Source organism: Ruminococcus sp. YRD2003, assembly GCA_900109435.1.
GTDB classification, from domain to species: domain Bacteria; phylum Bacillota; class Clostridia; order Oscillospirales; family Ruminococcaceae; genus Ruminococcus; species Ruminococcus flavefaciens_G.
The window spans coordinates 159322-183880 of sequence record FNZT01000004.1; the positions used below are offsets into that span (position 1 = coordinate 159322).

Below are 24559 nucleotides of genomic sequence, written 5' to 3' on the forward strand. Positions count from 1 at the left end.
AGATTTTGCAATATGAAAAAGCAAGCCGCAGTTTTCCCTGCGGCTATTATACTTATTAAACGATTATTTCAGCAATTCCTTTGCTCGCTTGTGGATCTGTTCTTCAATCAGCTTCAAACGCTTGCTGTCGAGATTATATCTTGAATGGCGCTTAAAGCGGAAGTCAATCAAGCGGCGAAGTCCTTCTCTGTGCCTGCTGCTGAGCACATGTTTAGCAGTGCCGATGAAGTCGTCATACACGCACGGCACAAGCGTATCCGCATAATCACTGAGTGCCTTATCGGAGACAATATCGTCCCTGCCTGCAAGATTGAACAGTGAGTTGCCGTGGTCGAACAGCGGCGCAGGAGCAGCTATCTTGTTTGTGCGGTTATCCACCAGAAATCCGAAGTTTCCGAAATGTCTGTCCACGTTGCATATTATCGCATCAAGTACCAGCATATCATCAAGTGCGGCTATGAACTCCTCGCCCAGCGACTCGTAATATTCGCGAACAGCTTTCATTCCGCCCTTGCTGACAAGTCTGCCTATCGGCATAAACGAGTAGTCCTTGCTTGTGAACAGTTCGCAGGTGGAACACAGCTCTCCCTGCCATTTTGACAGTCCGTAGGAGATAGCGTTGATACCAAGAGCATCTGCTATCTGAGCGGCATAGAACTCTGAATATGGCTCGTTCCCCGTGTTGGAAGCTCCGCTCGTTCCACCCTTGTAAAGTCGTATAATACCATTTTCTCTGCGCCAACACTTAGGCAGCATACCATTAGTTGTGAACTCTGGGCATGATGCAAGAGATGTTCTCACAGAGCTGCCATAGCCAGTGAATGCGATAAGTCCCAGCACTCGGCTGAACCTGTTCTCATACAGATTATACTGCGAGAAGCTGCCCTCAAAGCCTTCCTCAACAACCCAGTAGCAGTCGTTCAGCGACAAACCTTTTGATACGTTGAGTATGCTCATAGGGCGATTGAGATTTAGTCCACATTTACTTAGAAAGCTGTGGACGTATGCACGATTCTTCGGTATAGTCCTGTGTCTCAGCCAACTTGAAACGCTGTCTCCGTCAATAGTCATATCAAGAGGCAGCAACGCCTTTTTTTCTTCATTTACCCAGAGAATATCTATCTCGGGTGAGCTTGTATCTTCTGTTGCTGTGAAGCGCATCAGCGGAGTATCAAAGTGTCTAAGTTCGTAAGTCATGGCTCTGCCTCCTTTCGTTTAGTGTAGTTATTATACCACAACAGAGCGATTTAATCAAGAGCTTTGTTAAAACAATTTTATGCTATATTTTAAACAGTTTCGGATAACTCGCTGCGGCTTTCAACAAATCCATAATTGGATTTTGTCAGCAGCCATTTTCGCAAATTGTTTTAAGCGGTTTTACCACGAAATCGCAAATTGTCAAACGCCATTCAAAAGAAAGACCCTTATGTTCACATGTTTTATCCCGTTTCTGCTGAAATCAATTTCATACGTAGAAACAAAATACTTAGAAAAGTTATCGAGCATCTTTTTCGTAACACTAATCACAGTTATAACTGATAATCAATAGATTTTTTAGATTTTTATCAGTTATAGCTTATAAAATCGGAAATCGGTTCTTATTGACTTTTTTACATAGATAGGGTATAATACATTTAACAGAACCCGACACGCCTCTAAGCTATGCGTACCATGTCGGGTCGTTTAATTATCAGGAGATAGTAGGATTGATTATATCCTAATAAGTTCCTGATACTCCTCAATCTCCAACTCGCCGTCAGCAGCTTTAGTTCGCAGCTGGATAGCATACTCACCCCACTCGGCAAACTCGGATTTGCTCATTTTCTTTTTCATGAAGCGAGCGTAGTGCTGCTTGTAGGCACGGTTATATATCTCCCAGACAGGATCATTCTTTATCTTTTCTTTGAAGTTGTGACGCATAGCATTGTCACGGCATGACTTCGGTGGATTACTGCTTATTAAGCGCTTGCAGTAGTGCGAAAACGTTGTATGCTTCATGATGAACCAGCGACCGCAGTTGCGGCACTTGACAGGCATGAACTTTTCCTCGATGCACTTGAACAACTCAAAATACAGAAAGGCTCCCAGCGATGTGAAACGATAAGTCTCACAGAGTATGGGACATTTTTTCGTGTCAAGAAGTGTGTGTCCCAAGCACATACTGCCGCTTGATACAAGATTGAAATGCGATTCTGAATAACACTTCTCCGTGAATTGCTGAAAGACTTCAATCACCTTTTGATTGGACGGATAGTTGTTATGGTCGCAGAGCTTGTCTGCAAATGGCATAAAAACATTCCTAACTCGTATAAGGTCGGAAACAAATTCCGCGAACTCGTTTGTCATCTGTTCGATACAGGTTGTGAAGTCGGCGGCGTCTTTTCTGTTCTCATAGTTGCTGAAAACTTTCTTGCTGTCGAAGTCATAATCGTCAAGTGCTCGCAGCTCATTCAAATCTTCTGTGATATACATTTCCTCATAAGACACAGGAGTGCTCTCTGCGTTGACAAAGTGTTCGTTGTAGTCGTCGGAATCAAATTCTGAGTCTTCGTAAAATGGTTCGTCAAAAATATCGTGGTAGTACGCGAACAGATTTCTCAGGAGACCGCGCTTGAAGTGTTTCTTGTCGTAGGGCGGAAGTGTTTCTGCAATGTCCATGATGCTGTCGTATGTGAATTCGATATCGCGTGCGCGCTTTCCGATATCGGCAGGACAGAACAAGGAACTGATGTTCAACTCTGCCTTTGCGCGTTCACATACGTTATACAAGTCTTCGAGAGCAGTTGAATTCATCGAAAAATAGCGCAGAAGTATTTCGCCGAGCGGATATGTTCTGCCGTCGGAGAGATATATCTTTCTGTCATGGTAGTGCGCTTCTATCTCAAACATAATGTCTCCTTTCAGAATTAGTGTTCTGTTTGTTCTGAGTGCTAAACTCTGCGATTTTATTCTGAAAACGCATAGTAAATAGTGAAAATCAAAAGTTTACAATTTGTTCATAAAAATAGATTATAGATTGACTGCGATAGAGTTATTATACAACATCTATTGACTTCTGTCAAGGACTGGTGTATACTGAATGCAGTTAAGACGTCCGGACAGTTCTTGACATCACAAGAATAAACTCGAAACGCGAAAGGAAGATGTAGATGAAAAACATGAACGTGACTAACTGCACAAGCTACTCTAACGGCGTCAACTCTCCGCTTGAGTATCTCAACATCACTACGCCTGCCGAGTTCAAGGTGGTGATGGAATTACTCTGTCACTATGACGAGGAAAAGAAAAGTTCGACCATAAGCCGCACAGGTATCGCAAGAGACACTGCGATGTCATTGAGCAATGTTGAGCGCGCACTGAAAACTCTTGCGCAGAAGGATATCATTCGCATACACAACAACTACGCCGACAACGGGCGTCAGGTCGAGAACTCATACGAGGTAGCATTCCTGAATTATGACATGGACGAAAACAAGCTCCGTGACGCAGAGTTGGCGTTGCTGTTTAAAAGTTAATTGTCATAGGGGCTGTGTCATGATGTCATAGGCTTATATATTAAGTATACAAGATAATATATAATAATACTAATACGAAGAAGGAAGATATATATTACATGATAATTATAAATCAAGTAAGCGCCTTTTTTCTTCAGCTATAATATCTGTGACAGCAGCGTATAAGGAGCGTTTATCTGAAACACACGCAGAAAGCCCCGAGTTTGCCGTCCTCAAAAGGGAAATAGTATAGTTACCCCACCGCTCGCGTTGAACGCGATCGTCGCGCAACGTGGAGCGAGTGTGGGGATTATACAGATATCGAAAGAAACGAAAAGTTGGAGTCACGGAGGTCGGTCCGCAAGACCGGCAAGCATAGCAAACGGCGTTCCTTTTGCCACTGAAACGGGAGAACCCGTGCCCCTTTTTGGTTTGCAGGAAAAAGGCTGGCGTCATTTGCGCCCGCCATTCCACATCGGACGGGCAGTGCCCGCCGATTATTCGGCATTTCCTGTGACGTAAGCAGAGGCGTCTTTCCTTGGGAATTTCAAAAAAGCAGGCGTCTTTTTTGAGAAAAAAGTCAGATAAAGGCTATGATTAGGGAGATATGGGAGGCGTCTGAGCAGCATAATTGCCGCTGTGAGAGGAGTGATAAAAAACCGAGTAGGCCTCGCAAGGGATGCTCAAAAAGTCTGGGCTGGTAACACGCAGGCTCAGCAAAGACGGTACGATTTGATTTTGTACCTGTGAATTTGAATTGAATAGTTTTAGAGGAGGCGGATGTATGAGCATAAACCTTGAAAAGACTCATTGCAGTGAAGATCCCGAGGTACAGTCCGTATTGCATCACGACTGTACTGTTGACGGTGTCACCTATCGTGTTTGGTCTGCTTTCCTTGGCAGGAGAAGAGCTGAAGATTTACTCGGAGCTCTCATGCTCCGACAGCTCGAGAGGGGGTATGGAACTCCTGCCGTTGATGCAAAGCAGACCGAGAGCAAGTTGGTATAAAAACCGGAAAACGTTTTTTGTTCAGTCCTACGAAATCAGTCGAATGCACTGGATTCCGAAGCGGATATGTGGTATACTGTCCGTGTAAGGAGCTGCTGCACGGCTGAGAAAGGAGTAATAATGAAAAACAAACAGCCCCAAAAAGCAGCGCTGTATTGCAGACTCTCGGTCGACGACGGGCGAATGGGCGAAAGCGTAAGCATTGGCTCGCAGAAATTATTACTGGAGCAGTACTGCAAGGATCATGCAATAGATAATTACGAAGTGTACGATGATGACGGATACAGCGGCACTAACTTCAATCGCCCTGGGTTCCTGAGAATGTATGAGGACATCAAAAAGGGTTTGATTAATATGGTGCTGGTCAAGGACCAGTCACGATTCGGAAGGTCGTATATTGAAGTCGGAATGTACGTCGAAAAGTTCAATGAGCTTGGAGTACGCTTCATTGCAGTTAGCGATAACTATGATTCGGTGAAGAATGAAAACGATATGATGTTCCCTATGCGAAACGTGCTGAATGATTACTACGCGAGGGAGGCATCTATTAAAACCAAAACAGCCAAGAAAGCTAAAGCAAAGGCCGGTCAGTTCATCGGTTCAAAGCCACCGTTCGGTTACAAGCTCGATCCCAATGACAGGCATCACCTTGTGATTGACGAGCCTGCCGCTGAGACAGTACGAAGGATATTCCGAATGGCAGCACAGGGGATTGGTTACAATAAGACTGCCAAAATCTTCCGTGAGGAAAAAGTTCTCACACCAATAGCTTACTTTAATCTTCATAATCCCGACTACTTCAAATCGGATTATTGGAGACGGGAATTCGACTGGCACGTTACTTCTATCCGAGTGATACTTGAAAACGAGGTCTATCTAGGTAAGCTCGTATATGGAAAACAGAAGACCAGGTCGATGAAAAGCAAGAAGAAGGTCAAGTGCCCGCGTGAGGAATGGATAATAGTTGAGAACTGTCATGAGCCTATAATCTCTCAGGAGCTATGGGACAGCGCACACAGAATGATGAGTGTTAAGCGTCGTGCTACCAAGACAGGAGAGTTCCAAATATTTGCGGGACACTTGTACTGCGCAGACTGCGGTCACGCTCTTACCTACTCGCAAAAGAAACGCCGCGACGGTACATACCACGGAGCATATTCATGCTGGCTGTACAAAACTCACGGCAAGGAATACTGTGCATCGCATTACATCAACTACGATGTTATCTATGACCTTGTGCTTAAGGACATAAGGCGGCTGCTGAAATCTTACCGTAAAAACAAAGACGGTTTCAGAGCCTTCCTTGAAAACAGATGCAGCGGTATCAGCAGTAAAAGAATAGTAATGCTGAAACATGAGCTCAATGAGGCACAGGGAAGAGTAGCCGAGCTTGACCACCTTCTGAATAAGCTTTATGAGGATAACGCTCTTGGCAAGATTCCTGATAACCGTTATGTTCAGATGTCAAATAGATTTGAAGATGAACAGTCCAAACTGAATGAGTCGGTAAATGAAATGTCATCAGAGCTTGCAAAATATAAGCTTACAACTGACGAGACAGAAAAGTTTACAAGTGTCATTGATAAGTACACTGACATCAAAGAGCTTGATGATATTATCATAAATGAGTTCATTGATAAGATATTTGTCCATCATAAAGAAGACATTGACGGAAAGACCTTTCAGCAGGTCGAGATATATTATAAATTCGTGGGAAATTTGAATCAGACTACAAAGAAAGCAGCGTAAAATAAGCATAGAGGAAACGACTGTTTCCTCTATGTGACAACCTGTAGTCGCAGGTTCGAGTCCCGTCACAAGCTCCAGCGCCGAGCGGGCGCGCGCAGATTCGCGCATGAAGTATTATATGAATTGTAAACCATACACAAAACAACAATGCCCTGCAGGCTTAAACCTTGCAGGGCATTGTTGTTTTAGTATTGCCGAATCTGCTGAACATGGCAAATCCAACGGCAGAGGTTATTATCTCGGTTATGGGGTATGTCAGCCAGAAGTAGTACAGTCCGAATCGGGCGAACAGCCAACCCAGAGGAACGAACAGGAAAACAGTCCGTATCACTGTGAGGACGGAGCTTTTGAAGGGACTTCCCACTGCCTGAAAGAACACGGGAAACAGCAGGGATACTGCCATTGGCACAAAGCTGAGTCCGATTATGCGGAAACCGTGAACACCTATTCTCAGGACTTCGCTGTCGTGGGAGAAAAAGCGTATCATCTGGGACGGAATGAACAGGAAGCACAGCGTTCCCATTCCCATCAGAACAGCTCCTGCGATGAAGGAGTCCCACAGGATACTGCGGCAGCGTTTTGTGTTCTGCTGAGCGTAATTGAAGCTTATCATGGGGACTATGCAGGTCTGCAACGCGCCGAGAGGTATGAAGAAGAAGGTCTGCCATTTGTAGTAAAGACCGAGGACTGTCACTGCCTGGTCCGAGAATGTGGCAAGTATCATATTCAGTCCGAAAATATAGAAGGTGTACGCAGACTGCATAAGGATATTCGGCGTACCCAGTCTGTAAATGTTCCTTATGTTCACCCAGTATTTTTTCAGCGCAGGGGGCTTGTAGAATCCGCGCTTCATTACGATGACTGCGGCGGCTGTCTGACCTATAACGGTGGATATTGCCGCACCTGTTATCCCAAGCTTCGGCAGTCCGAGCCAGCCGAATATCAGCAGCTGATCGAGTACGATGTTTACTGCCGCACCTATTATCTGAGCTGTCATGGGCAGCTTCATATTGCCCTTGGATTGCAGTATTTTCGTCCATATGCTCTCGAAGAAAAGTCCGAAGCTGAATACGCATACTATCCTGCCGTACCGCACCACATCGGCGCGTATCATCTCCGAATCCGTGGAAATTCTCGCATAAAACGGCATTATCAGATAGCATATCAGCGCAAAAATCAGCCAGAGCATAAATGCAAGCGGAGTTCCCACACCTGCGGCCTCGGCGGCTCGTTTCTCCTTTTTTATTCCGAAGAAGAATGCCATTGCGGTATTAATGCCGACTCCCGAACCCACAGCGAGAGCTATCATAAGAAGCTGTAAGGGATAAACTATGGACAGTGCCGTGAGTCCTTCCTCCGAGCACCTGCCGATGAAAAAGCTGTCAACGATGTTATACAGCGCCTGTATGAGCTGTGCAGCCATGACGGGCGGCGCAAGTCTGAATATCATTTTCCATATGCTGTCTTTTGCAAAATCTATCTGTCCTTTTTCCATATAAGCACTTCCTTAGCCTATACATTATAGCACAGATATATGCGGCTTTCAATAAGGATGAGCGAATATTACTGCTCGGATATATAGCCTCTCAATTATTTCAGCGATAAACCATTGCTTTATTGAAGATAAAATGATAGAATGTAATTATCAGGGATTATTGACTGGAGCGGAGAGGTAGTCGCCAATTAATGAAAAAGAGTATTATTGTTTTATATAAAGCCATTTAATTGGAACAGATGGAGTTACTGAACTTATAGGAAAGAGTGATTTTGAAATGAGTATGGGTTATGCGGCACGGTGTAGAATCAAAAACGAAAATGAAGCTGAAGTTGTGTATGAATATGCTTGTTACAATCTTAATAACGATGATTACGAGCTTGCTAAAGAATCATTCTGTGGTCTGATTACAATCAAGAAAAATGCTTTTGTTGAACCCGAGATACACGAAAAAATCAAACGATTTCCTAACGGGAAAAAGGAACTCATGATTAAAAAAGTTAAAAGAGAAGTTGATTATGAAACTCTTTTTGATACTGGACAAATAACGGTCAAGAATAGTTCTTACTGTTGGAAAACTATTTCTGGGTTTGATATAATGGCACTGAAATTGGTATGGAAGATATTTAGTATATATCAGGATAATTCGCTGATACCGAAAAGTATAGCTATAGATTATTAAATGAGGCGATAATATGTTCAAAAACAAAGTAGCCGTAGTAACAGGCGGCGCAAGTGGTGTCCTGCTGTGATAGCTGTACTGTTTGCTGCTGTGCTGATACTCACATGGAACGGACCTGTCAGTCTGCTGGCGTTTACTGCCTCAGTCACGAGCACATTCGCTTACTGGTCCGACAGTCCGCGAAAGATACGCATGGTAAATCTGGTCTGTGCTTCACCGTGCTGGCTGGCGTATGATGTTATCGTGTATTCACTGGGAGGCATTGTGAGCGAGTCCATAACTATCATTTCGATACTTGTATCGTTTGTCCGTTTTGGGTGGAATGGACTTGAACGTGATGCAAGTGACGGAGCATAACAAGCAAGCCGCAGGGTAATCCCTGCGGAGTTTCTTTGTGAGCTGACGGATGATACGACTGCACATCTTCAGCACAGCCTTTGTGCGGTGCTGCCTATAGAAAAATACTATATCCGCGCTGCTTGAAATAATCAGCGGGCAATGTTATACTTATTATTGCTTTGGATATAGAAAATCATAAGTATTTCGTCGGTCTGCGCTGAGGCGAAAAACACGGAAGAGGGCAGCACATGGCTATCCGCTCGCCTGCCTTCTTTTCATGGGGACGATCTCCCCCTCCGTCTCGCCGCGGACCACGTAATTCTTTTTCGCAGTTTTTGATATTTAATTGCCGCAGTAATAAACACGGCGGTCATACATCACATTTTTTTGCTTGCAAGATGTGCGATGTATGCGGCATATCCGCCCTCGATATTGTATACGTTATAGTCTCTGTCTTCGAGTATCTCGGCTACTTCTGCGCTGAGGTCGCCCGTTCTGCACAGGACGTACACGGGTTTGTCCTTCGGCAGTTTTGACAGTCCCGTTGATATTTCATCAAAAGGTACATTCACGGAGCCGTTGAAACCATTGAGCTCATATTCTTCTTTACTGCGTATATCGAGCAATGTTACTTTTTTTGTATCAAGTGCGGATATCTTTGCCGCTTCTATGCTTTTCATTTCATTATTTCCTTTCAGGAGGTCAAATATGGCGCTTACAGACGAACAGCTCTCGCGCTATTCAAGACATATCACTCTCAAAGAAATTGGCGTGAGAGGTCAGAAAAAACTCCTTGCCGCAAAAGTCCTTATCATAGGCGCGGGCGGTCTCGGAGCACCTGCCGCGATGTATCTCGCTGCTGCGGGAGTTGGTACTATCGGTATTGCTGACAGCGATAAAGTCGAGCTGTCGAATCTGCAAAGGCAGATAATCCACAGCACGAATGATGTCGGAAAGGCGAAGGTGCAGTCCGCAAAAGAGACGATGAACGCTCTCAATCCCGACGTGAATGTCATTGCCTGCGAGACCCGCATCACGAGTGCGAACATCGCCGATATTATCAGGGATTACGACTTCATAATTGACGGTACCGATAATTTCCCTGCAAAATTTCTGATAAATGATGCCTGCGTCCTCGGGCGCAAACCATTCTGCCATGCAGGTATTTTGCGCTTCGAGGGACAGCTTATGACTTATGTACCCGACAAAGGTCCCTGCTACCGCTGTATATTTGAAGCTCCGCCGCCGAAGGACGCTGTGCCGAGCTGCCGCGAAGCAGGAGTTATCGGGGCAATGGCAGGAATAATCGGCTCCATGCAGGCTCTTGAAGCCGTAAAGTATATCACGGGACAGGGAGAGCTTCTGACGGGAAGTATGCTCGTATTTGACGGGCTGAAAGCAGAATGGCGAAAGGTCAGGCTTCCGAAAAGAGTGGCGGCTTGTCCTGTCTGCGGCGATTCGCCCGCAATTACGGAGCTTTTTGACGAGGAACATCAGGCTTGCAGCCTTATATAAGTCGATTATATAACGGCTGCGAGCTTTTGTCAATAACTAATTCACAGAAAACCTATTGACATTGTAAGAATATTATGGTATAGTATAAACATATCAATTAAGTATGCATTCGCGGAGGTGTTTGTTATGATCAACTTTATGTGTAAAATGAATAATTATGTAATAAACTGCTCCGCGCCTGTTGTATCATAGGTTTTTTCAGCCTGCAAATAAACAGCTCGGACGCGGAGACAGAGATGTCTCTATTTTTATTTACAGGAGTGATGATATGAAAAAGATCGAAGTGATCTCCGTTGACAGAATAGGTCTCGTAGGCGAGATATCAAAGATATTGAGCCGTGTAAACGGCAATATTATTGCTCATTCGGCAAATGTTGCTCCCGACAGCAGTGGCGTTCCGATATCTCATTTTCGTGCAGATGTTGAGCTTGACATAAGAACAGATACCGAGATCCTTGCGAGAAGGCTCAGAAAAATAAAAAATGTCAGGCGAGTGCGGATAACAGATATATGAGGTGGGAACATGAGTGAATACTATTACAGCGGAAAATTCGGGATAGAACGGGAAACTCTGAGGGTCGACAGTCAGGGCAGACTTGCACGGACTGCTCACCCCTTTGGCGATGATGAGCACATCACACGCGATTTCTGCGAGAACCAGATGGAACTTGTTACTCCCGTTGCGGGCAGCATCAGGGAAGCTCTCGGCTATCTCGCGGAGCTCGACGAAAGGGCACGAAAAAAGCTCGCCGAAAACCGCGAGAGCATATGGCTCTACAGCAATCCTCCCCACTTTGACAGTGAGGACGAGATACCGATCGCCGACTTCACAGGCGATCTTTCCTCAAAGCGGGCATACCGTGAAGTGCTCAAGAAGAAATACGGTAAAAAGCTCATGCTTTTCTCGGGGATACACTTCAATTTTTCATTTCCCGACGAGCTGCTGCACGAGCTGAATACCGATAACGAGGACTTCCGCGCCTTCAAAGACGAGCTTTATCTCAGACTATACAAGCAGCTCATGCTGCACAGCTATCTGCTTGTGCTGCTCACGGCAGCAAGCCCGTATTATGATGCCTCCCTTGACAAGGACGGAAAAAGCGGTATAATTATGAGTGAGTATTCATCGCTCCGCAACAGCAAGCGCGGCTATTGGAACAAGTTCCTGCCTATCCTTGACCATAGGGATTTGAGAACTTTCACAGGCAGTATCAAGAAGCACATCGTAACAGGCTCGTTGTATTCCGCAAGTGAGTTGTATCTGCCGATACGTCTTAAACCAAAGGGTGTGAACAGCCTTGAGAATCTTGCGGCAAACGGCGTTGACCACATCGAGCTGAGAATGTTCGACCTCGACCCGTCTGCACCTCTCGGGATAGACGGCAGAGACCTTGAATTTGTACATCTGCTGATACTGTATCTGCTCTCACTGCCCGATATCGACTTCACTCCCGATCTGCAGGAGAAAGCAGTAAGCGAACACAAAAATGCTGCTCGGCTCGACCCTGATGCTGAGCTTTTAGAACGCGCCGAAAGCGTGATCAAGGAGATGGAAAAGCATTTCGGTGACAACGAAAAAGCGATCGAGATCATCAGCTTTGAAAAGGAAAAAATAAGCGGACGAAAGGTCTGTAACAGGGTCAAATACTATAAATAAGGCGGTGACATAAATGTGCGAGCTGCTTGGCTTCACTTCGGCAAGAAATACGGATATATCAGACTATCTGCGCGTGTTTTTCTCCCACAGTGACAAAAATCCTCACGGTTGGGGAATGATGTACGAAACTGACAGGCGCGAGATAGTAAAAGAAGCTGTCAGCGCTGAGAACAGCTCGTTTTTGTCTGATATTATCGACTGTATGCCGCCGCAGAAAAATGCCCTCGCACACATAAGATTTGCTACCGTCGGAACTGTCAATGAAAGCAATTGCCATCCGTTCACAGGCTCGGATATATCGGGCAGAGAGTGGACCCTCATCCACAACGGAACTATCTTCAACGGCAGACATAATCACCGTTATTCAGCCGTACAGGCGGGCGATACCGATTCCGAGCGGTTCTTCCTCTCGCTTCTTGACAACATTAATGAACATATCGCAAGGAGCGTTCCCAATGAGCGCGAGCGTTTTGAGATAGTCAATCACTTCATTGTTGAAAACGCTCCGAGGAACAAGCTCAATCTGATGATATACGACGGAGAGCTATTGTACGTCCACAAAAATCTGAAGAATACTCTCTGCTTCAAAAGGCTTGATGACGGCATCGTTTTTGCTACAAAGCCCCTCGATGACGGAGTGTGGATACCGTTTCCCATGGCACAGGTGATAGCCTACAAGAAGGGGCAGGAAGTACACCGCGGAGACCGTCACAAGGGTACTTTCGTTCCGACACTGGAATATATCACTGCTATGGACGCTATGTACATTTAACAGGAGAATAATATGGGATATAATTTTTATGGCTGGGAAAAGGCGGTCGTTTCGCCGATAAACAGCGATTTTAAGAGTATAGCTTCTCCGCAGGAGCTATACGATGCTCTTACGGAGATATGGTGCGAGTACACCTGTGCTCCCCGACTGCGGGAGAAGTGGAGCAAGGAGAATATCACTCTCGGGCAGTGCTCCATAACCGCTTTTTTAGCACAGGATATTTTCGGCGGAAAAGTTTACGGAGTGCCTCGCAGCGGCGGTAATTTCCACTGCTACAATGTTGTGGGAGATGTGGTGTTTGACCTTACCAGCGAGCAGTTCGGCGGCGAAAAACTGGATTATACCGATAATCCCGAGCAGTTCAGAGAAGTTCATTTTGCCAAGACTGAAAAGCGTGAGCGGTATGAGTATCTCAAAGCTGAACTTATTAAGATTTACGGAGAAAAATATGAGCGCAAATGAACTGAAACAGGCTGTTATCACTGAAAATGAAATTGCCTTTTCATATAACGGAAATGACTATCTGCTCTACGGCTGGGATCAGTGCGACGGCTATGTGCTGAGCCTTGAATGTGAGGGCGATGGTGTGTGGCAGTCCGAACCTCAGCCGAAAAAAGCCTGCATTGAGGCGTTTCTCAGCTATTATTCCGAGCTGTGAGCGAGCATGGAGCTTCGGGATGGGGGAGAATCATTCTTCTGATTCTTCCGCCGATAAGTGCCTGCAAATGCTTCTGTATGAATACAGCACATGAGGGAGAACCCTTTTGAAAAAGGGGTCTCCCTCTGAGTTTATTCGGCTGTTTTATTGTTGGTTCATCCCGCAAAACCACGCGCAGGTTATGAACTTCCCAGAAAATGACGTCCCTTCGTTCCTGTCAAGGAGCATTCGGCAGATACTGAGGATGGTGCTGTACTTCCTCGTGTTGCGTGTGTTTATGCATTTGCCGAACTCCGCGGAAATGTCGTATGGCACGCGCACTTCATCAAGGAAGGTCAGCGCTTCCTTCAGCAGGTGGGAATTGTGCGAATTTGCTGTCACCTTGTTCAGCATGACGGCGGCGGCTTTGATGATGCGATTCTCCGCACGGTCGGGAGTAAACACGTCGTGCCGCACATAGATGCGCTCGCGGTGGGTGAGGTTGCGGCGGATATTTTCGGAAAACATTATCGTTCCCTGTACGGTGGTGAGGTTCTCCTCGCGGCTCGTATAGGTCGAGAGCACGCCGCTTTTGATTATCTTCATAGTCTCGCCCGCAAATACGGAGATGAAGTATTCCATGAAGTTCATCTCGGGGGCGAATGTCTCTGCGCTGAACTCAAACCCGCAGCGCCTGCAAAACTCGGCGCAGAGCGACTTTCGCGCCTCGGAAGTGCCGCCCTCGGCGGGCGGGAGTATCTCGAGCAGAGTGCCGTCCGCGAAGCATGAAAAGCCGCAGTATGTCCCCGCAGTGAAATACTGTCTGCCGTTTTCCCGACGGAGAACTATGACCTCTCTTCCCTCGGCGGCACCGACCTCCGCAAGTTCGCCGAGCACTTTTGTGAGTCCGCCGCTTTCGGGAGACAGCTCCGCTATACGTTCATTGGCTGATACGCAAATGTGTCTGCTGTACATGTTATTCTCCGTTCATCAGGAATTATCGCTGTATATGTTTATGAAGTGCTCCTTCTTCCACTTCGTCGGGGCGCCTATGCGGTAGAGCCGCTGTCCCGAATCAAAGTGCTTGACATACCTCGGAGTTATGCACTCGATAAAGGTATTCTCGTCGTTGAGGATGAGCCTTATCCTTTCGTAGTCGTCAAAGAAGTATTCCTGAAGGAGCGGGATTATCTTCGTGGAGAATACTTCTCTCAGCTCGCTGAGCGTGGTTATACAGCCGCTGTTGTTCATGAAGTATGCGTGACCGATAGCGTGCTCGCGGTCGTAGTAGTATTCGATGCGCTCGTTAAGTGCGGTGAGCAGCTCGCATAGGTCGACGCCTTCGCAGTCTCCGAGCAGGGACGGCTGAGGCATCATCTCTATGAAGTGGAAACGGCGTCTCAGCGCGATATCAAGCATGGCGATTGAGCGGTCGGCGGTGTTCATGGTGCCGAGGATATACAGATTCGCGGGCACATAAAACTCGGTCTGCGAATACGGCAGTATCAGCGAGGTGCCGCGCTTCGACTCTTCGATGAGCGTGATGAGCTCGCCGAAAATACGCGATATATTGCCTCGGTTTATCTCGTCGATGACGGCTACGAAGTTCATATTCGGGCTTTTTGCCGCCTTCTCGCACAGCGACTTGAAAACGCCGTTGTATGGACGGTAGATGACAGTAGTATCGGCGTGCGCGATGTTGGAGTCGTTGCCGTACTTGTCAACTACTACGGGACGTATGCCCTCTACGAATTCCTCGTAGGCGAGCGACTGGTGGAAGGTGGTGAACTTTATTTGTCCCGAGGATGCATATTTCTCGTACCTTGCCCTTATCTCCGAGTAGGGCTCGCCTTCGGCTATGCGCTCGCCCTCGACAAGCTCCACGGCATACCTTACGACATTGTAGGTCTTGCCTGTGCCTGGAGGTCCGTACAGTATCTGATTCAGCGGCGATTCGACCCGTTTTGCCCGCTTCTCGCGGACAGGCTTTTCCGACTGGGCAGGCTCGTCCTTCGTGCTGAGGAGCTCCCATGACATAAGGTCGAATACTCGCATATTCCTGAATTTGAAGTTAGCCTCCCGAAATTTGAGTATCCTGCGTGAGTTGGGGATATAGTTCTGTATGTCTCCCGTGTCGTCAAGCTCTATCCCGAGTGTTTTGTAAACAAGGCTGTCAACGGCTCTTTCGCCGATTATGGGGAAGGTGAACGGCTTCAGGCAGTGAAGTATCCTCGACATGACGAATACAGGCATTCCCGAGAACTTTATCTTTGAATCGAGCATATCCTGCGCCGTATCAAAGAGCTTGTCGTCCTTCTCGAGCCCTGAGATGTTTATGCACATCATCAGGAAGAACTGTATTGCTCCTGCGTCCTTGGACACGGGGCTGCTTTTCAGGGAATTTGAAGCGGTCAGGAACTCCATTTCCTGCTTGCTTACGATATGGCTGAACAGCTTCATTGATTCACGGTCCCATATAGCGTTTGCCGTCGTTTCAAGCAGATGCTTGTCGCTGTGCAGCAGGTGACTTTCCTGTATGAGCTCTTTCAGCCTGCCCATACTGCCGCCCCAGCAGCCCAGCGAGAGATAGTAGAGAAGCTCGAGGTCGCTGATGTCGATGACAGTGAGCCTTCTCAGGTTTGCGTAGTATTCCACTGCCTTGCGCACGCAGCGGTATGTTCCGTCAAATTCATTGGGCAGTATCTCGTTTTTGTGCTTTAATTCATCAATAAGAAGCATTTTATCCATATTCAATGGCTCCAATCCCGATAGTATCCTACGGTAATAGTACCATAACAACAAATATTTGTCAATGCTATTTGAAGTTTTTACACATTATTCACAAAATGCTTGCCCGCCGCTGTACATTTACGATAGTGCCATAAGCAACTGCTGAAAAAAGTTCGGGGAAGCCCTTGTTCGGAAAGGGCTTCCCCGTTAAATACTTGTATCACTGCCGTTTATGCTCCGTGGTCACCATGTTTTTGTCTCGGCGTTCTTTTCGAGCTCCTCGACGAGTTTTTTGCGCATAATTATGAGGTCGAATGTATCGACCGACTTGTCGCTGTTCATATCGGCGGCGGCGTACTGCTCCTCGGTAAGTTTTGTTCCGCCGAGTAGGTAATTCTGCATAACGACTGCGTCTGCGATGCCTACCTTGCTGTCGTTATTGAGGTCGCCCGTTACCTTGGGCTTTTCCTCCTCCACCTTTTTGATGTAAGTCATTGAAACAAAGCCGATTATGCCGTTGTACTCAATGTGCGCCCAGCTTCCGTCAGCCTTTGTTACCTTGAACGTTGCGTTCGCGGGGATAGTGCCGAGGAGCTTCGCGCTCGCGCTGTGGTCGGCTCTGATGTTGAGCACGTCTGATACTCCCGTTGTCGTGTATGTGCCCGCGTAGCTTTCGGAGCACTTACAGCTCTCTGCGGGGGCGTCCGCTACCTTCGTGATGAAATCCATGGACACATAGCCGCTTATGCCGTTATACTCGACGTGAGCCCATTTGCCGTTGCCCTTGGTGACGGTGAACTGCGAGCCAGCAGGTATCTGTCCGAGTGCCGAGGTGTCAGCGCTGTGTCCTGCTCTTATGTTCAGATAGGTGACAACGTTTTTGGTCGTGTATTTGCCCGCGCAGTCAGTGGTGCAGTCGCACGAGGGTGAACTCTCACCGAGAGCGGGAGCGGTGCTCGGGGGGGCTACTGCCGTGCCGTCGAATGTGAAGTAGGTCAGCGGGTCGTAGTAAGTTCTGCATGGCCAGCCGCTGAGCAGTTTATCGCATATGCCGAAGTGGAGGTGATTGCCGCTCGACTGTCCCGTGCTGCCGACATGACCTATCACGTCTCCGCCTGATACAGCCTGTCCCGCGGTAACGTCCATGGACGAGCAGTGTGCGTAGAATGTGTATATGCCGAGGTCCTCATGATAGAGGATCACCATATTGCCGTAGGCGTCCATCCATTCTGCGGAAATGCACTTTCCCGAGCGGGGAGCGAATATATCGGCGCCGTAGTCAGCCTCGACGTCTATCGCGTTGTGGTAGCCCGCGACGTCGCTCTCGTTCCTCATCGGGTCGAAATATGTGGTTATCTTCTGGAACGACTTGTCGAGCGGCCATATCGCTGAAACCGCTTCCGCCGCATAAGAACGGCGTATGCGCATACAGCTCGGCTCGGCGAATATGAAGGCTATGGCAAGCAGTATTACTGCCGCTTTTTTTATTATCCTGTTCATTATATTAAGCTCCTTAGCGGAATTTTCCCCTTTTTCGGCAGCTTCGGGTCTTTTTGATATCTTTTGTACGGCTGCCGCACCATATAGATATGATACCACATTTGAGCCCGAATGTCAAATCTTGAACTGAGAAAACGGTCATATGAACGCGAATATCCCGCTATTGCACAAGAATCGAATGGGTGTTTTGTGAATTGTGCGGTGCTGCCTATATGTAGTCGAACGTCTTCAGCAGAAACAGCCACGTCGTGAGCGTGAAGGCGCTGCACAGGGTCGTGAGCATGACCGCAAATGCTGTGACAGCGCCTTTGTGTCCGAGATTCTTCGCCATTACGAAGCAGCTTCCCGTAGTCGCGCTGCCGAGCATCACCAGTATCGCTATCAGCTTCTCGCCGCGGAATCCGAGATGTATTGCCGCGGGCAGGAACACTGCGCAGAACAGCACGAGCTTGATGAAGGCGATGCCTGCTGTAACTCGTATCCTGCCCCTTGCCTCGCTCGTGCGGAAGGAGGCTCCGAGGGCTATGAGCGACAGCGGAGTTGCCATATTCGCAAGATAGGATACCGAACGTTCGAGTATCACGGGCTGTGGTATCCTCAGAAGTGACCATGCCATTCCCACGATAATGCCGAGGATTATCGGGTTCGTCGCGATGCCTTTTGCCGTATCAAGTGCGAGCGAGCGCTTTCCGCCTTTTTCCCTGTCAGGAGAGGTCAGCGAGAGGACGGTCACAGCCGCGATATTGTACAGCGGGACTGTTCCGAGAACCATCAGCGCCGCCATGAGCGAGTCGCCGTAGATGTTGCGGACGAATGCTATCCCGAGCACTGCCGCGCTGCTGCGGTAGGATGCCTGTATTATCTCGCCGCGCTCGGATTTGTCCTTGTGCAGGAGCGAGTATGCGCCCGCTGTGAGGATGCTCAGCAGGGTGACTCCCACACAGAAGAGGACGAAGCGTGAGTCCCATACGCTGCGGAAGTCCGCTTTTGAAAGGTCGGCAAACAGCAGCGCGGGAAGAAGCGTGCGGAAGGTGAATCTGTTGACTTTTGCCGTGGTGTGCTCGTCGAGCAGACCTACCCTGCGGCAGAAATAGCCGAATACCATCATCAGGAAAACAGGCATGGTGGCGTTCAGGCTGAAACGCAGGTCATCGAGGAACATATCATCATTTCTTTCTGTTGTTTATTATTGTATCAGCTCATTTTTCAAGCACGTACAGGCACTCGCGGCGTTCTTCGGGCGAGAGCTTGTTGCGCCTGCCGCCGTATTCGCCTGCGAGCTTCATCCCGAGCTTTTCCATTACGCGGCGTGAAGCTGCGTTTTCTGAGTCGCAGTGTGCGCAGAAACGCCTTATCCCGAGCTCGTCCGCCGCAAATTTCAGCAGTGCTCCCGCAGCCTCGGTAGCGTAGCCGTGGCCGTGATAGCGCTTGTTGAATGTCCAGCCGAGCTCGGCGCTCCCGGGCTCATCGCCGAGGTAAAGACTCACCGCGCCGATGTGTGTATCGCCTGAAAACACCGCCATTTCGTAGTATGAAGGCTTTTCCTTTGCGGCTTCGGCTTCGGCGTCGCGGAGGTAGTCGAGCGTATCCGCGAGTGTATCGTTCGGGAGAAAGAGCATGAATTTGCAGGTCTCGCGGTCGGAGGCGTATTCATGCGTGCTCGCGAGGTAATCGCTGCACATCGGTTTCAGGGTAAGCCTTTCGGTGGTGATTGTGGGTGCGCTCATTGTCTTGCTCCTTTGAAAATGCAGAGGCGCACAAAGGGGAGCCCCCTTTGGCGGTTTCGCAGGATACCGAATATGTACCGTAAATTTACGGCTCGGTAGCCCACAAATTCCGCTAAGGGAAGCACTCTAATGTGCGCCCACGGGTATATGTTATGATTTGCCGCAGGGGCTCTCCGCGAGATGCAGCTCATGAATAGACTTTTGCTGCGATGTCCACGGACTGCTTTGCGTCCTTGGCGTAGTAGTCGGCGTGTATCTGCTCTGCGTAGGAAGCCGTCAGCACGGCTCCTCCGACGACCGTTTTGCACTCGGGATACTGCTCGTTGAGAAGCCGTATCGTCTCTGCCATTGAGCCGAGTGTTGTCGTCATCAGCGCCGACAGTCCCACAAGGCTTACCTTGTGCTCTATCGCCGCATCGACGATGACCTGCGGGTCTACGTCCTTTCCGAGGTCTATGACCGTGAAGCCGTAGCTGTCGAGCAGCACCTTCACGATGTTCTTGCCGATGTCGTGTATGTCGCCCTTTACCGTCGCAAGCACGACCTTGCCCTTGGAGACCGTCTCGCCGCTCGTCAGTGCGAGCTTGTCCTTGATGACCTCGAAGCACGCCTGCGCGGCTCCCGCTGTGAGAATGAGCTGCGGCAGGAATATCTTGCCTTTCTCGAACTTATCGCCAGCTGAATCGAGCGCGGGGATAAGGTAGTCGTTGATTATCACCATTGCGTCGGTCGTTCTCAGGAGCTCCTCCGCTGCCTTTACTGCGTCCGCTTTCAAGCCGTTGCTGACTGCATAGATGAGGTCGGGCGTACCCTTGTCCGCTGTTGCGGGGGCAGCGGGCTTGGGAGCAGTATCGCCGCTCGCGTATATGGAGATGAATTCCGCGGAATCGCGGTCTATCCCCGCAAGCAGCCTGTAAGCGCGCACCGCTCCGATTATGGAGTCGATGTTAGGATTTATAATGGGGAGGTCGAGTCCGCTGTGAAGTGCCATTGTAAGGAATGTGCGCGTGATGAGCTCTCTGTTGGGGAGCCCGAAGGAGATGTTCGACACGCCGAGCACCGTGTGAAGTCCGAGCTCAGCCTTGACGCGGCGGAGCGCACCGAGAGTCTCCATTACGCCGTCCTGCTCTGCGGAGGCAGTGAGCGTGAGGCAGTCGATGAACACGTCCTCCTTGGGGATGCCGTATGACATCGCGCGGTCGAGTATCTTTTCCGCTATTGCGAATCTGCCTTCGGCTGTCTTGGGTATGCCGCCCTTGTCGAGGGTCAGTCCGACAACGGAAGCTCCGTATTTCTTCACTATCGGGAGTATCGTATCGAGGGATTCGTCCTCGCCGTTGACGGAGTTGACTATCGGCTTGCCGTTGTAGACGCGCAGACCTGCTTCGAGGACTTCGGGTATCGTGGAATCGAGCTGTAGCGGTGTATCACACACGCTCTGTATGGCTTTGACGGCTGTCACCATCATGGCTTTTTCGTCTATACCAGGCAGTCCGACGTTGACGTCGAGTATCTCCGCGCCCGCGTGTATCTGTTCGACTGCCTGTCCGAGTATGTAGTCTATATCGTGCGCGAGGAGAGCTTCCTTGAAGCGCTTTTTGCCTGTGGGGTTGATGCGCTCGCCGATAACGCGGGGGCAGTCTATAGTCACGCAGTTGACTGCCGAGCAAGCCCTGCTCACGCTCATGACTTCGCGGGGAGAGTATTCGCAGTCTTCGAGAGCTGCGATAACTGCGGCAATGTGCGCGGGTGTCGTTCCGCAGCAGCCGCCGAATATTTTCACGCCCGCATTGGCGAGCTTTACAGCGCTTGCCGCGAACTCCTCGGGTCCGACGTTGAATTTGTTGGTGACGGGGTCGGGCAGACCTGCGTTGGGCTTGGCGATGACGGGCAGTATCGTCAGCGAGCAGATACGCTCGACTACGGGATAGAGCTCCTCGGGGCCGAGAGAGCAGTTGACGCCGATGGCGTCCGCACCGAGTCCCTCCAGCACTGCGACCATGCACTCCGCGGAAACGCCTGTGAAGGTGCGCATATTCTCCTCGAAGGTCATCGTCACCATGACAGGCTTGTCGGAATTCTCCTTGGCAGCAAGGACTGCTGCCTTGACCTCATAGAGGTCGGTCATCGTTTCGATTACGATGAGGTCGGCATCTTTTCCTGCGAGCACAACCTCGCGGAAGCAGTCGTATGCCTCCTCGAAGCGGAGAGTTCCCGCGGGCTCGAGGAGCTGTCCTATCGGTCCTATATCAAGAGCCACAAGCGCGCGTCCTGCTGCGGCTTTCTTCGCATTGGCAACGGCGGCGGATACCACCTCCGCGACCGTGTGCCCGCTGCCCTCGAGTTTGTAGCTGTTGGCTCCGAAGGTGTTGGAATAGATGATATCAGAGCCGCTTTCGACGTACTGTGAGTGTATCGAGATTATGGCGTCGGGGGCGGTAAGGTTGAGCAGCTCGGGGACGTGGTCGGTGCTGAGCCCTGCGGCTTGCAGCATGGTGCCCATACCGCCGTCGAGGAAGACGAAGCTGTTGTTTTCAAGCAGTTTGTTGAATCTATCGGGCATGGCTTATCCCTCCGTATTATTATTCGCTTTTGAATGTGCCGAGGAAACGGAAATATTCAAGGTTTTCCGCGAGGTCGTTCATCAGCGCCTTGACGCTCGGGTCGTCTATCCTGCCGCTGAAATCAAGGTAGAATACGACGTCGAAGCTGCCGTCCTTTATCGGGCGGCTCTCGATGCGCAGCAGGTTCATGCCGTTCACGTAGAACTTCGTCAGCAGACGGTAAAGGCTTCCTTCGGTGTGCGGTATCTTCAGCATTACGGATATCGCGTCGGATTCCTCCGATACCTGCAATTCGCGCGATATGCAGACGAATCGCGTGCGGTTCAGAGCGCAGTCGGTGATGTCGCGGGCGATGATGTGCAGTCCGAGCTTTTCCGCGCAGTCTACCGAGCATATCGCCGCTATTTTTTCTGAGGGGTCACTCTCCGCGACCATCGCCGCAGCAGTCGCTGTGTTGCCGTATTCGGACGTTTTCATGCCCTGCGCTGTGAGGTAGTCGCAGCACTGGGCTATCGCCTGCGGGTGAGAGTAGACGGTCGTCACCTCCGACTCTGCGATGTCGGTCTTTGCGGCGAGGCAGTGGTTTATATCCACGCAGACCTCGCTGACCGTGTAAACGCTGTATTTCGCCATAAGGTCATAGGTGCTGCTGACGCTTCCCGCTGTCGAATTGTGGACGGGGAGCACGCCGAAGTCAAGCTCGCCCGCCTGCACGGCTGCGAAAACGTCCTCGAAGGTCTTGTAGAATATCGGCTGTATATCGCCAAAAAGCTTCTTCGCGGCAGTCTCGGAATTAGCTCCCGATGTGCCTTGACATCCAATGTGCTTTGCGCCCGCGAAGTCGGGGACTGTGAAGCGGTAGTCGGGGCTGTCAGAGAGCAGTTTGCGGTTTTGCAGTATCTTGCTGATGTCCATTATCGAGGTGAAGAGAGCGGCTGTGCCTGCTTCAAGCTCCGGGTCGCCCGTGAGAGCACGTATGCGGTCGATTATCTGCTGCTCGCGTCCGCCCTGAAAGACTGGCATATTGTGAAGGCGCTTGTACTCCGCAACATCGCGGCATATCGCCATTCTTTTCATAAAGAGGGTGAGTATCTCGCTGTCAATATCATCTATGCCGTTACGAAGCTGCTGTAAGTCCATAGGTAACCTCCGAAAAATCATAATTATCCATTCTGATTTTATCATACATCGCGGGGAATGTCAACAAGGACAGCTTATCGAGGTGCAGGCGGCGGTTCGGTGTGACCTGCTGCCGCGCATCGTATAGATGTACAAATAATGCAGTGAAAGGTTGTGCAGGTTTTATGAAATTTCAACTATAAAAAGGCGCTCCTCACAAACATATCGGGCATTATTCGGCATATTGACGAATATTTGTCAAAACAAAATAAAATTGTTTAAATTGTTGCAATGGGTGTCCCGAATGTGGTATAATAATAAAGTATATTGTGAGACAGTGCGGCTGTGTGCGGCAATATCGTCAACTGATATTACCGATGCTCCCCGCTAATCATAAGAACATTTTACGAGATACAGGTAGATATTTGTGAAGAAAGTACGTATTTTAGGCGTCGACCCCGGATACGCTATCGTCGGGTTCGGAGTGGTCGAGTACGACGGGCTGCACTTCACTCCCGTGGAATACGGAGCTGTCCTCACCGAGGCAGGCACGCCCTTTCCCGAGCGATTGAAGGCTATCCACCACGATATGGAGTTCATCTTCGAGAAGTATAAGCCCGATTGTATGGCGATAGAAAAGCTCTACTTCAATACCAACCATACTACGGGTATTGATGTCGCTCAGGCGCGCGGAGTTACCGTGCTGTCGGCGGCTGAGAGAAATGTGCCCATATTCGAGTATACGCCGTTACAGGTGAAGTCCGCGGTCGTAGGCTACGGCAAGGCTGAGAAAAAACAGGTCATGGAGATGACCCGCCAGCTGCTCGGGCTTGCGCAGATACCTAAGCCCGATGACGCTGCCGACGCTCTCGCAATTGCTATCTGTCACGGTCACTCCACTCGCTGGGGCTGACCTTTGGAGGGGATAACGATGATATACAGTCTGCGCGGCAAGCTTGCGCTGAAAGAGCTTGGTATGGTCGTCGTGGAATGCGGCGGCGTCGGGTACGCGTGCAAAACATCGTACAGCACCGTCTCGCAGCTCGGCGAGATCGGCGGCGAGGTCACGGTGTATACCCACCTGTACGTCAGGGAGGACGCCGTGGAGCTCTTCGGCTTCGCGACATTGCAGGAGCTCAGCTGCTTCCGCCTGCTCATATCGGTGTCGGGTGTCGGTCCGAAGGCGGCTACGTCGATACTTTCGGATATGACCCCCGAGAAGTTCGCATTCACCGTCGCATCGGGCGACAGCAAGACCTTTACCAAGACTAAGGGCATAGGCGCTAAAACGGCGCAGAGGATAGTCCTCGAACTCAAGGACAAAATGTCCGCGGAATCTATCGGCGGCTCGGTCGCGGTCGACGCGGCGAGCTTTGCGGCTGCTCCGAGTGGGGCAGTGACATCGGCTGTGACGGAGGCTCTCGAAGCACTTATGGTGCTCGGCTATACGCAGGGCGAGGCTGCACCGATACTCGGCAAGCTTGACCAGACGCTCTCCACGCAGGATATGATAAAGGAAACTCTGAGAATAATGAACGCGAAAAATACGCGCTAAACATAAAAAACACAC

The 24559-nt window shown here is 49.5% G+C and carries 23 protein-coding genes and 1 pseudogene; 13 read left to right on the forward strand and 11 right to left on the reverse strand.

Translation table 11 applies throughout. The features are described 5' to 3' along the window. Positions 1 to 63: 63 nt before the first annotated feature. Complete coding sequence (locus tag BMX22_RS03625) at positions 64 to 1197, reverse strand: protein kinase (protein ID WP_074740730.1); 1134 nt, start codon at positions 1195 to 1197, stop codon at positions 64 to 66. Positions 1198 to 1710: 513 nt separating this feature from the next. Further along, entirely contained in the window at positions 1711 to 2889 is a 1179-nt protein-coding gene (locus BMX22_RS03630; protein ID WP_074740732.1) for a DUF6076 domain-containing protein, read from the reverse strand. Positions 2890 to 3149: 260 nt separating this feature from the next. Here BMX22_RS03630 and BMX22_RS03635 point away from each other — a divergent pair, with 260 nt between their 5' ends. The 3 genes from BMX22_RS03635 (at position 3150) to BMX22_RS03645 (ending at position 6252) form a co-directional block, all read left to right on the forward strand. Further along, a complete protein-coding gene (locus BMX22_RS03635) occupies positions 3150 to 3515 on the forward strand; it encodes a hypothetical protein (RefSeq protein ID WP_074740734.1) in 366 nt (121 codons plus the stop codon). A gap of 763 nt (positions 3516 to 4278) precedes the next feature. Then, on the forward strand, positions 4279 to 4503 hold the full coding sequence (locus BMX22_RS03640) for a hypothetical protein (RefSeq protein ID WP_074740736.1): 225 nt from the start codon (positions 4279 to 4281) through the stop codon (positions 4501 to 4503). Positions 4504 to 4623: 120 nt separating this feature from the next. Beyond that, positions 4624 to 6252 carry a recombinase family protein gene (locus BMX22_RS03645; protein WP_074740738.1) on the forward strand — a complete coding sequence of 543 codons (1629 nt, stop codon included), beginning with the start codon at positions 4624 to 4626 and terminating at the stop codon, positions 6250 to 6252. 160 nt (positions 6253 to 6412) lie between these two features. On the opposite strand, the gene BMX22_RS03650 is transcribed toward BMX22_RS03645, so the two are convergent. Continuing rightward, positions 6413 to 7747 (reverse strand): MATE family efflux transporter, encoded by a 1335-nt coding sequence (locus BMX22_RS03650; protein WP_074740740.1) that lies wholly within the window; start codon positions 7745 to 7747, stop codon positions 6413 to 6415. 277 nt (positions 7748 to 8024) lie between these two features. Here BMX22_RS03650 and BMX22_RS03655 point away from each other — a divergent pair, with 277 nt between their 5' ends. Both BMX22_RS03655 and BMX22_RS03660 read left to right on the forward strand, forming a co-directional pair. Then, on the forward strand, positions 8025 to 8429 hold the full coding sequence (locus BMX22_RS03655; protein WP_074740742.1) for a hypothetical protein: 405 nt from the start codon (positions 8025 to 8027) through the stop codon (positions 8427 to 8429). Positions 8430 to 8480: 51 nt separating this feature from the next. After that, a pseudogene (locus BMX22_RS03660) lies at positions 8481 to 8786 on the forward strand (YgjV family protein); the annotation flags it as partial. Positions 8787 to 9145: 359 nt separating this feature from the next. Here BMX22_RS03660 and BMX22_RS03665 read toward each other — a convergent pair. Further along, complete coding sequence (locus BMX22_RS03665; RefSeq protein ID WP_074740745.1) at positions 9146 to 9448, reverse strand: rhodanese-like domain-containing protein; 303 nt, start codon at positions 9446 to 9448, stop codon at positions 9146 to 9148. Between the two features lie 28 nt (positions 9449 to 9476). Between BMX22_RS03665 and BMX22_RS03670 the strand changes: the two genes are divergently transcribed. The 6 genes from BMX22_RS03670 to BMX22_RS03695 all read left to right on the forward strand — a co-directional run bounded on the left by BMX22_RS03670 (position 9477) and on the right by BMX22_RS03695 (position 13370). Continuing rightward, positions 9477 to 10283, forward strand: a complete 807-nt coding sequence (locus BMX22_RS03670) for a HesA/MoeB/ThiF family protein (protein ID WP_074740747.1) — start codon at positions 9477 to 9479, stop codon at positions 10281 to 10283. 268 nt (positions 10284 to 10551) lie between these two features. Beyond that, complete coding sequence (locus tag BMX22_RS03675) at positions 10552 to 10797, forward strand: ACT domain-containing protein (RefSeq protein WP_074740749.1); 246 nt, start codon at positions 10552 to 10554, stop codon at positions 10795 to 10797. Between the two features lie 9 nt (positions 10798 to 10806). Beyond that, on the forward strand, positions 10807 to 11940 hold the full coding sequence (locus BMX22_RS03680; RefSeq protein ID WP_074740751.1) for a glutathione synthase: 1134 nt from the start codon (positions 10807 to 10809) through the stop codon (positions 11938 to 11940). A gap of 13 nt (positions 11941 to 11953) precedes the next feature. Next, entirely contained in the window at positions 11954 to 12712 is a 759-nt protein-coding gene (locus BMX22_RS03685) for a class II glutamine amidotransferase (protein WP_074740753.1), read from the forward strand. Between the two features lie 12 nt (positions 12713 to 12724). Continuing rightward, positions 12725 to 13174, forward strand: coding sequence for a YunG family protein (locus tag BMX22_RS03690; protein WP_074740755.1), 450 nt, complete (start codon positions 12725 to 12727; stop codon positions 13172 to 13174). Continuing rightward, a complete protein-coding gene (locus BMX22_RS03695) occupies positions 13161 to 13370 on the forward strand; it encodes a hypothetical protein (RefSeq protein ID WP_074740757.1) in 210 nt (69 codons plus the stop codon). The genes BMX22_RS03690 and BMX22_RS03695 overlap by 14 nt, the downstream gene beginning before the upstream one ends. A gap of 144 nt (positions 13371 to 13514) precedes the next feature. On the opposite strand, the gene BMX22_RS03700 is transcribed toward BMX22_RS03695, so the two are convergent. The 7 genes from BMX22_RS03700 to BMX22_RS03730 all read right to left on the reverse strand — a co-directional run bounded on the left by BMX22_RS03700 (position 13515) and on the right by BMX22_RS03730 (position 23010). Next, positions 13515 to 14324, reverse strand: coding sequence for a 5-methylcytosine restriction system specificity protein McrC (locus BMX22_RS03700; protein WP_074740759.1), 810 nt, complete (start codon positions 14322 to 14324; stop codon positions 13515 to 13517). Between the two features lie 15 nt (positions 14325 to 14339). Continuing rightward, positions 14340 to 16097 carry an McrB family protein gene (locus tag BMX22_RS16015; RefSeq protein ID WP_074740761.1) on the reverse strand — a complete coding sequence of 586 codons (1758 nt, stop codon included), beginning with the start codon at positions 16095 to 16097 and terminating at the stop codon, positions 14340 to 14342. A gap of 225 nt (positions 16098 to 16322) precedes the next feature. Beyond that, positions 16323 to 17579, reverse strand: a complete 1257-nt coding sequence (locus BMX22_RS03710) for a peptidoglycan DD-metalloendopeptidase family protein (protein ID WP_074740763.1) — start codon at positions 17577 to 17579, stop codon at positions 16323 to 16325. Between the two features lie 208 nt (positions 17580 to 17787). Continuing rightward, entirely contained in the window at positions 17788 to 18741 is a 954-nt protein-coding gene (locus BMX22_RS03715; RefSeq protein WP_074740765.1) for an AEC family transporter, read from the reverse strand. A gap of 37 nt (positions 18742 to 18778) precedes the next feature. After that, on the reverse strand, positions 18779 to 19306 hold the full coding sequence (locus BMX22_RS03720) for a GNAT family N-acetyltransferase (protein WP_074740767.1): 528 nt from the start codon (positions 19304 to 19306) through the stop codon (positions 18779 to 18781). 187 nt (positions 19307 to 19493) lie between these two features. Then, entirely contained in the window at positions 19494 to 21869 is a 2376-nt protein-coding gene (locus BMX22_RS03725) for a homocysteine S-methyltransferase family protein (RefSeq protein ID WP_074740769.1), read from the reverse strand. Positions 21870 to 21888: 19 nt separating this feature from the next. Further along, the gene (locus tag BMX22_RS03730) at positions 21889 to 23010 is read right to left on the reverse strand and encodes a bifunctional chorismate mutase/prephenate dehydratase (RefSeq protein WP_074740771.1); all 1122 of its coding nucleotides are present in this window, start codon (positions 23008 to 23010) and stop codon (positions 21889 to 21891) included. 406 nt (positions 23011 to 23416) lie between these two features. On the opposite strand from BMX22_RS03730, the gene ruvC reads away from it, so the two are divergent. Then, positions 23417 to 23902, forward strand: coding sequence for a crossover junction endodeoxyribonuclease RuvC (gene ruvC, locus BMX22_RS03735; RefSeq protein ID WP_074740773.1), 486 nt, complete (start codon positions 23417 to 23419; stop codon positions 23900 to 23902). Between the two features lie 18 nt (positions 23903 to 23920). After that, positions 23921 to 24544, forward strand: a complete 624-nt coding sequence (gene ruvA, locus BMX22_RS03740) for a Holliday junction branch migration protein RuvA (RefSeq protein ID WP_074740775.1) — start codon at positions 23921 to 23923, stop codon at positions 24542 to 24544. Positions 24545 to 24559 lie beyond the last annotated feature (15 nt).

Coding starts and splice junctions, on each gene's coding strand:
- BMX22_RS03675 (WP_074740749.1), top strand. CDS start 10,552: ATGAAAAAGATCGAAGTGATCTCCGTTGACAGAATAGGTCTCGTAGGC.
- BMX22_RS03690 (WP_074740755.1), top strand. CDS start 12,725: ATGGGATATAATTTTTATGGCTGGGAAAAGGCGGTCGTTTCGCCGATA.
- BMX22_RS03650 (WP_074740740.1), bottom strand. CDS start 7,747: ATGGAAAAAGGACAGATAGATTTTGCAAAAGACAGCATATGGAAAATG.
- BMX22_RS03630 (WP_074740732.1), bottom strand. CDS start 2,889: ATGTTTGAGATAGAAGCGCACTACCATGACAGAAAGATATATCTCTCC.
- BMX22_RS03655 (WP_074740742.1), top strand. CDS start 8,025: ATGAGTATGGGTTATGCGGCACGGTGTAGAATCAAAAACGAAAATGAA.
- BMX22_RS03710 (WP_074740763.1), bottom strand. CDS start 17,579: ATGAACAGGATAATAAAAAAAGCGGCAGTAATACTGCTTGCCATAGCC.
- BMX22_RS03685 (WP_074740753.1), top strand. CDS start 11,954: ATGTGCGAGCTGCTTGGCTTCACTTCGGCAAGAAATACGGATATATCA.
- BMX22_RS03645 (WP_074740738.1), top strand. CDS start 4,624: ATGAAAAACAAACAGCCCCAAAAAGCAGCGCTGTATTGCAGACTCTCG.
- BMX22_RS16015 (WP_074740761.1), bottom strand. CDS start 16,097: ATGGATAAAATGCTTCTTATTGATGAATTAAAGCACAAAAACGAGATA.
- BMX22_RS03635 (WP_074740734.1), top strand. CDS start 3,150: ATGAAAAACATGAACGTGACTAACTGCACAAGCTACTCTAACGGCGTC.
- BMX22_RS03700 (WP_074740759.1), bottom strand. CDS start 14,324: ATGTACAGCAGACACATTTGCGTATCAGCCAATGAACGTATAGCGGAG.
- BMX22_RS03695 (WP_074740757.1), top strand. CDS start 13,161: ATGAGCGCAAATGAACTGAAACAGGCTGTTATCACTGAAAATGAAATT.
- BMX22_RS03625 (WP_074740730.1), bottom strand. CDS start 1,197: ATGACTTACGAACTTAGACACTTTGATACTCCGCTGATGCGCTTCACA.
- BMX22_RS03640 (WP_074740736.1), top strand. CDS start 4,279: ATGAGCATAAACCTTGAAAAGACTCATTGCAGTGAAGATCCCGAGGTA.
- BMX22_RS03715 (WP_074740765.1), bottom strand. CDS start 18,741: ATGTTCCTCGATGACCTGCGTTTCAGCCTGAACGCCACCATGCCTGTT.
- BMX22_RS03720 (WP_074740767.1), bottom strand. CDS start 19,306: ATGAGCGCACCCACAATCACCACCGAAAGGCTTACCCTGAAACCGATG.
- BMX22_RS03730 (WP_074740771.1), bottom strand. CDS start 23,010: ATGGACTTACAGCAGCTTCGTAACGGCATAGATGATATTGACAGCGAG.
- ruvA (WP_074740775.1), top strand. CDS start 23,921: ATGATATACAGTCTGCGCGGCAAGCTTGCGCTGAAAGAGCTTGGTATG.
- BMX22_RS03670 (WP_074740747.1), top strand. CDS start 9,477: ATGGCGCTTACAGACGAACAGCTCTCGCGCTATTCAAGACATATCACT.
- BMX22_RS03725 (WP_074740769.1), bottom strand. CDS start 21,869: ATGCCCGATAGATTCAACAAACTGCTTGAAAACAACAGCTTCGTCTTC.
- BMX22_RS03680 (WP_074740751.1), top strand. CDS start 10,807: ATGAGTGAATACTATTACAGCGGAAAATTCGGGATAGAACGGGAAACT.
- BMX22_RS03665 (WP_074740745.1), bottom strand. CDS start 9,448: ATGAAAAGCATAGAAGCGGCAAAGATATCCGCACTTGATACAAAAAAA.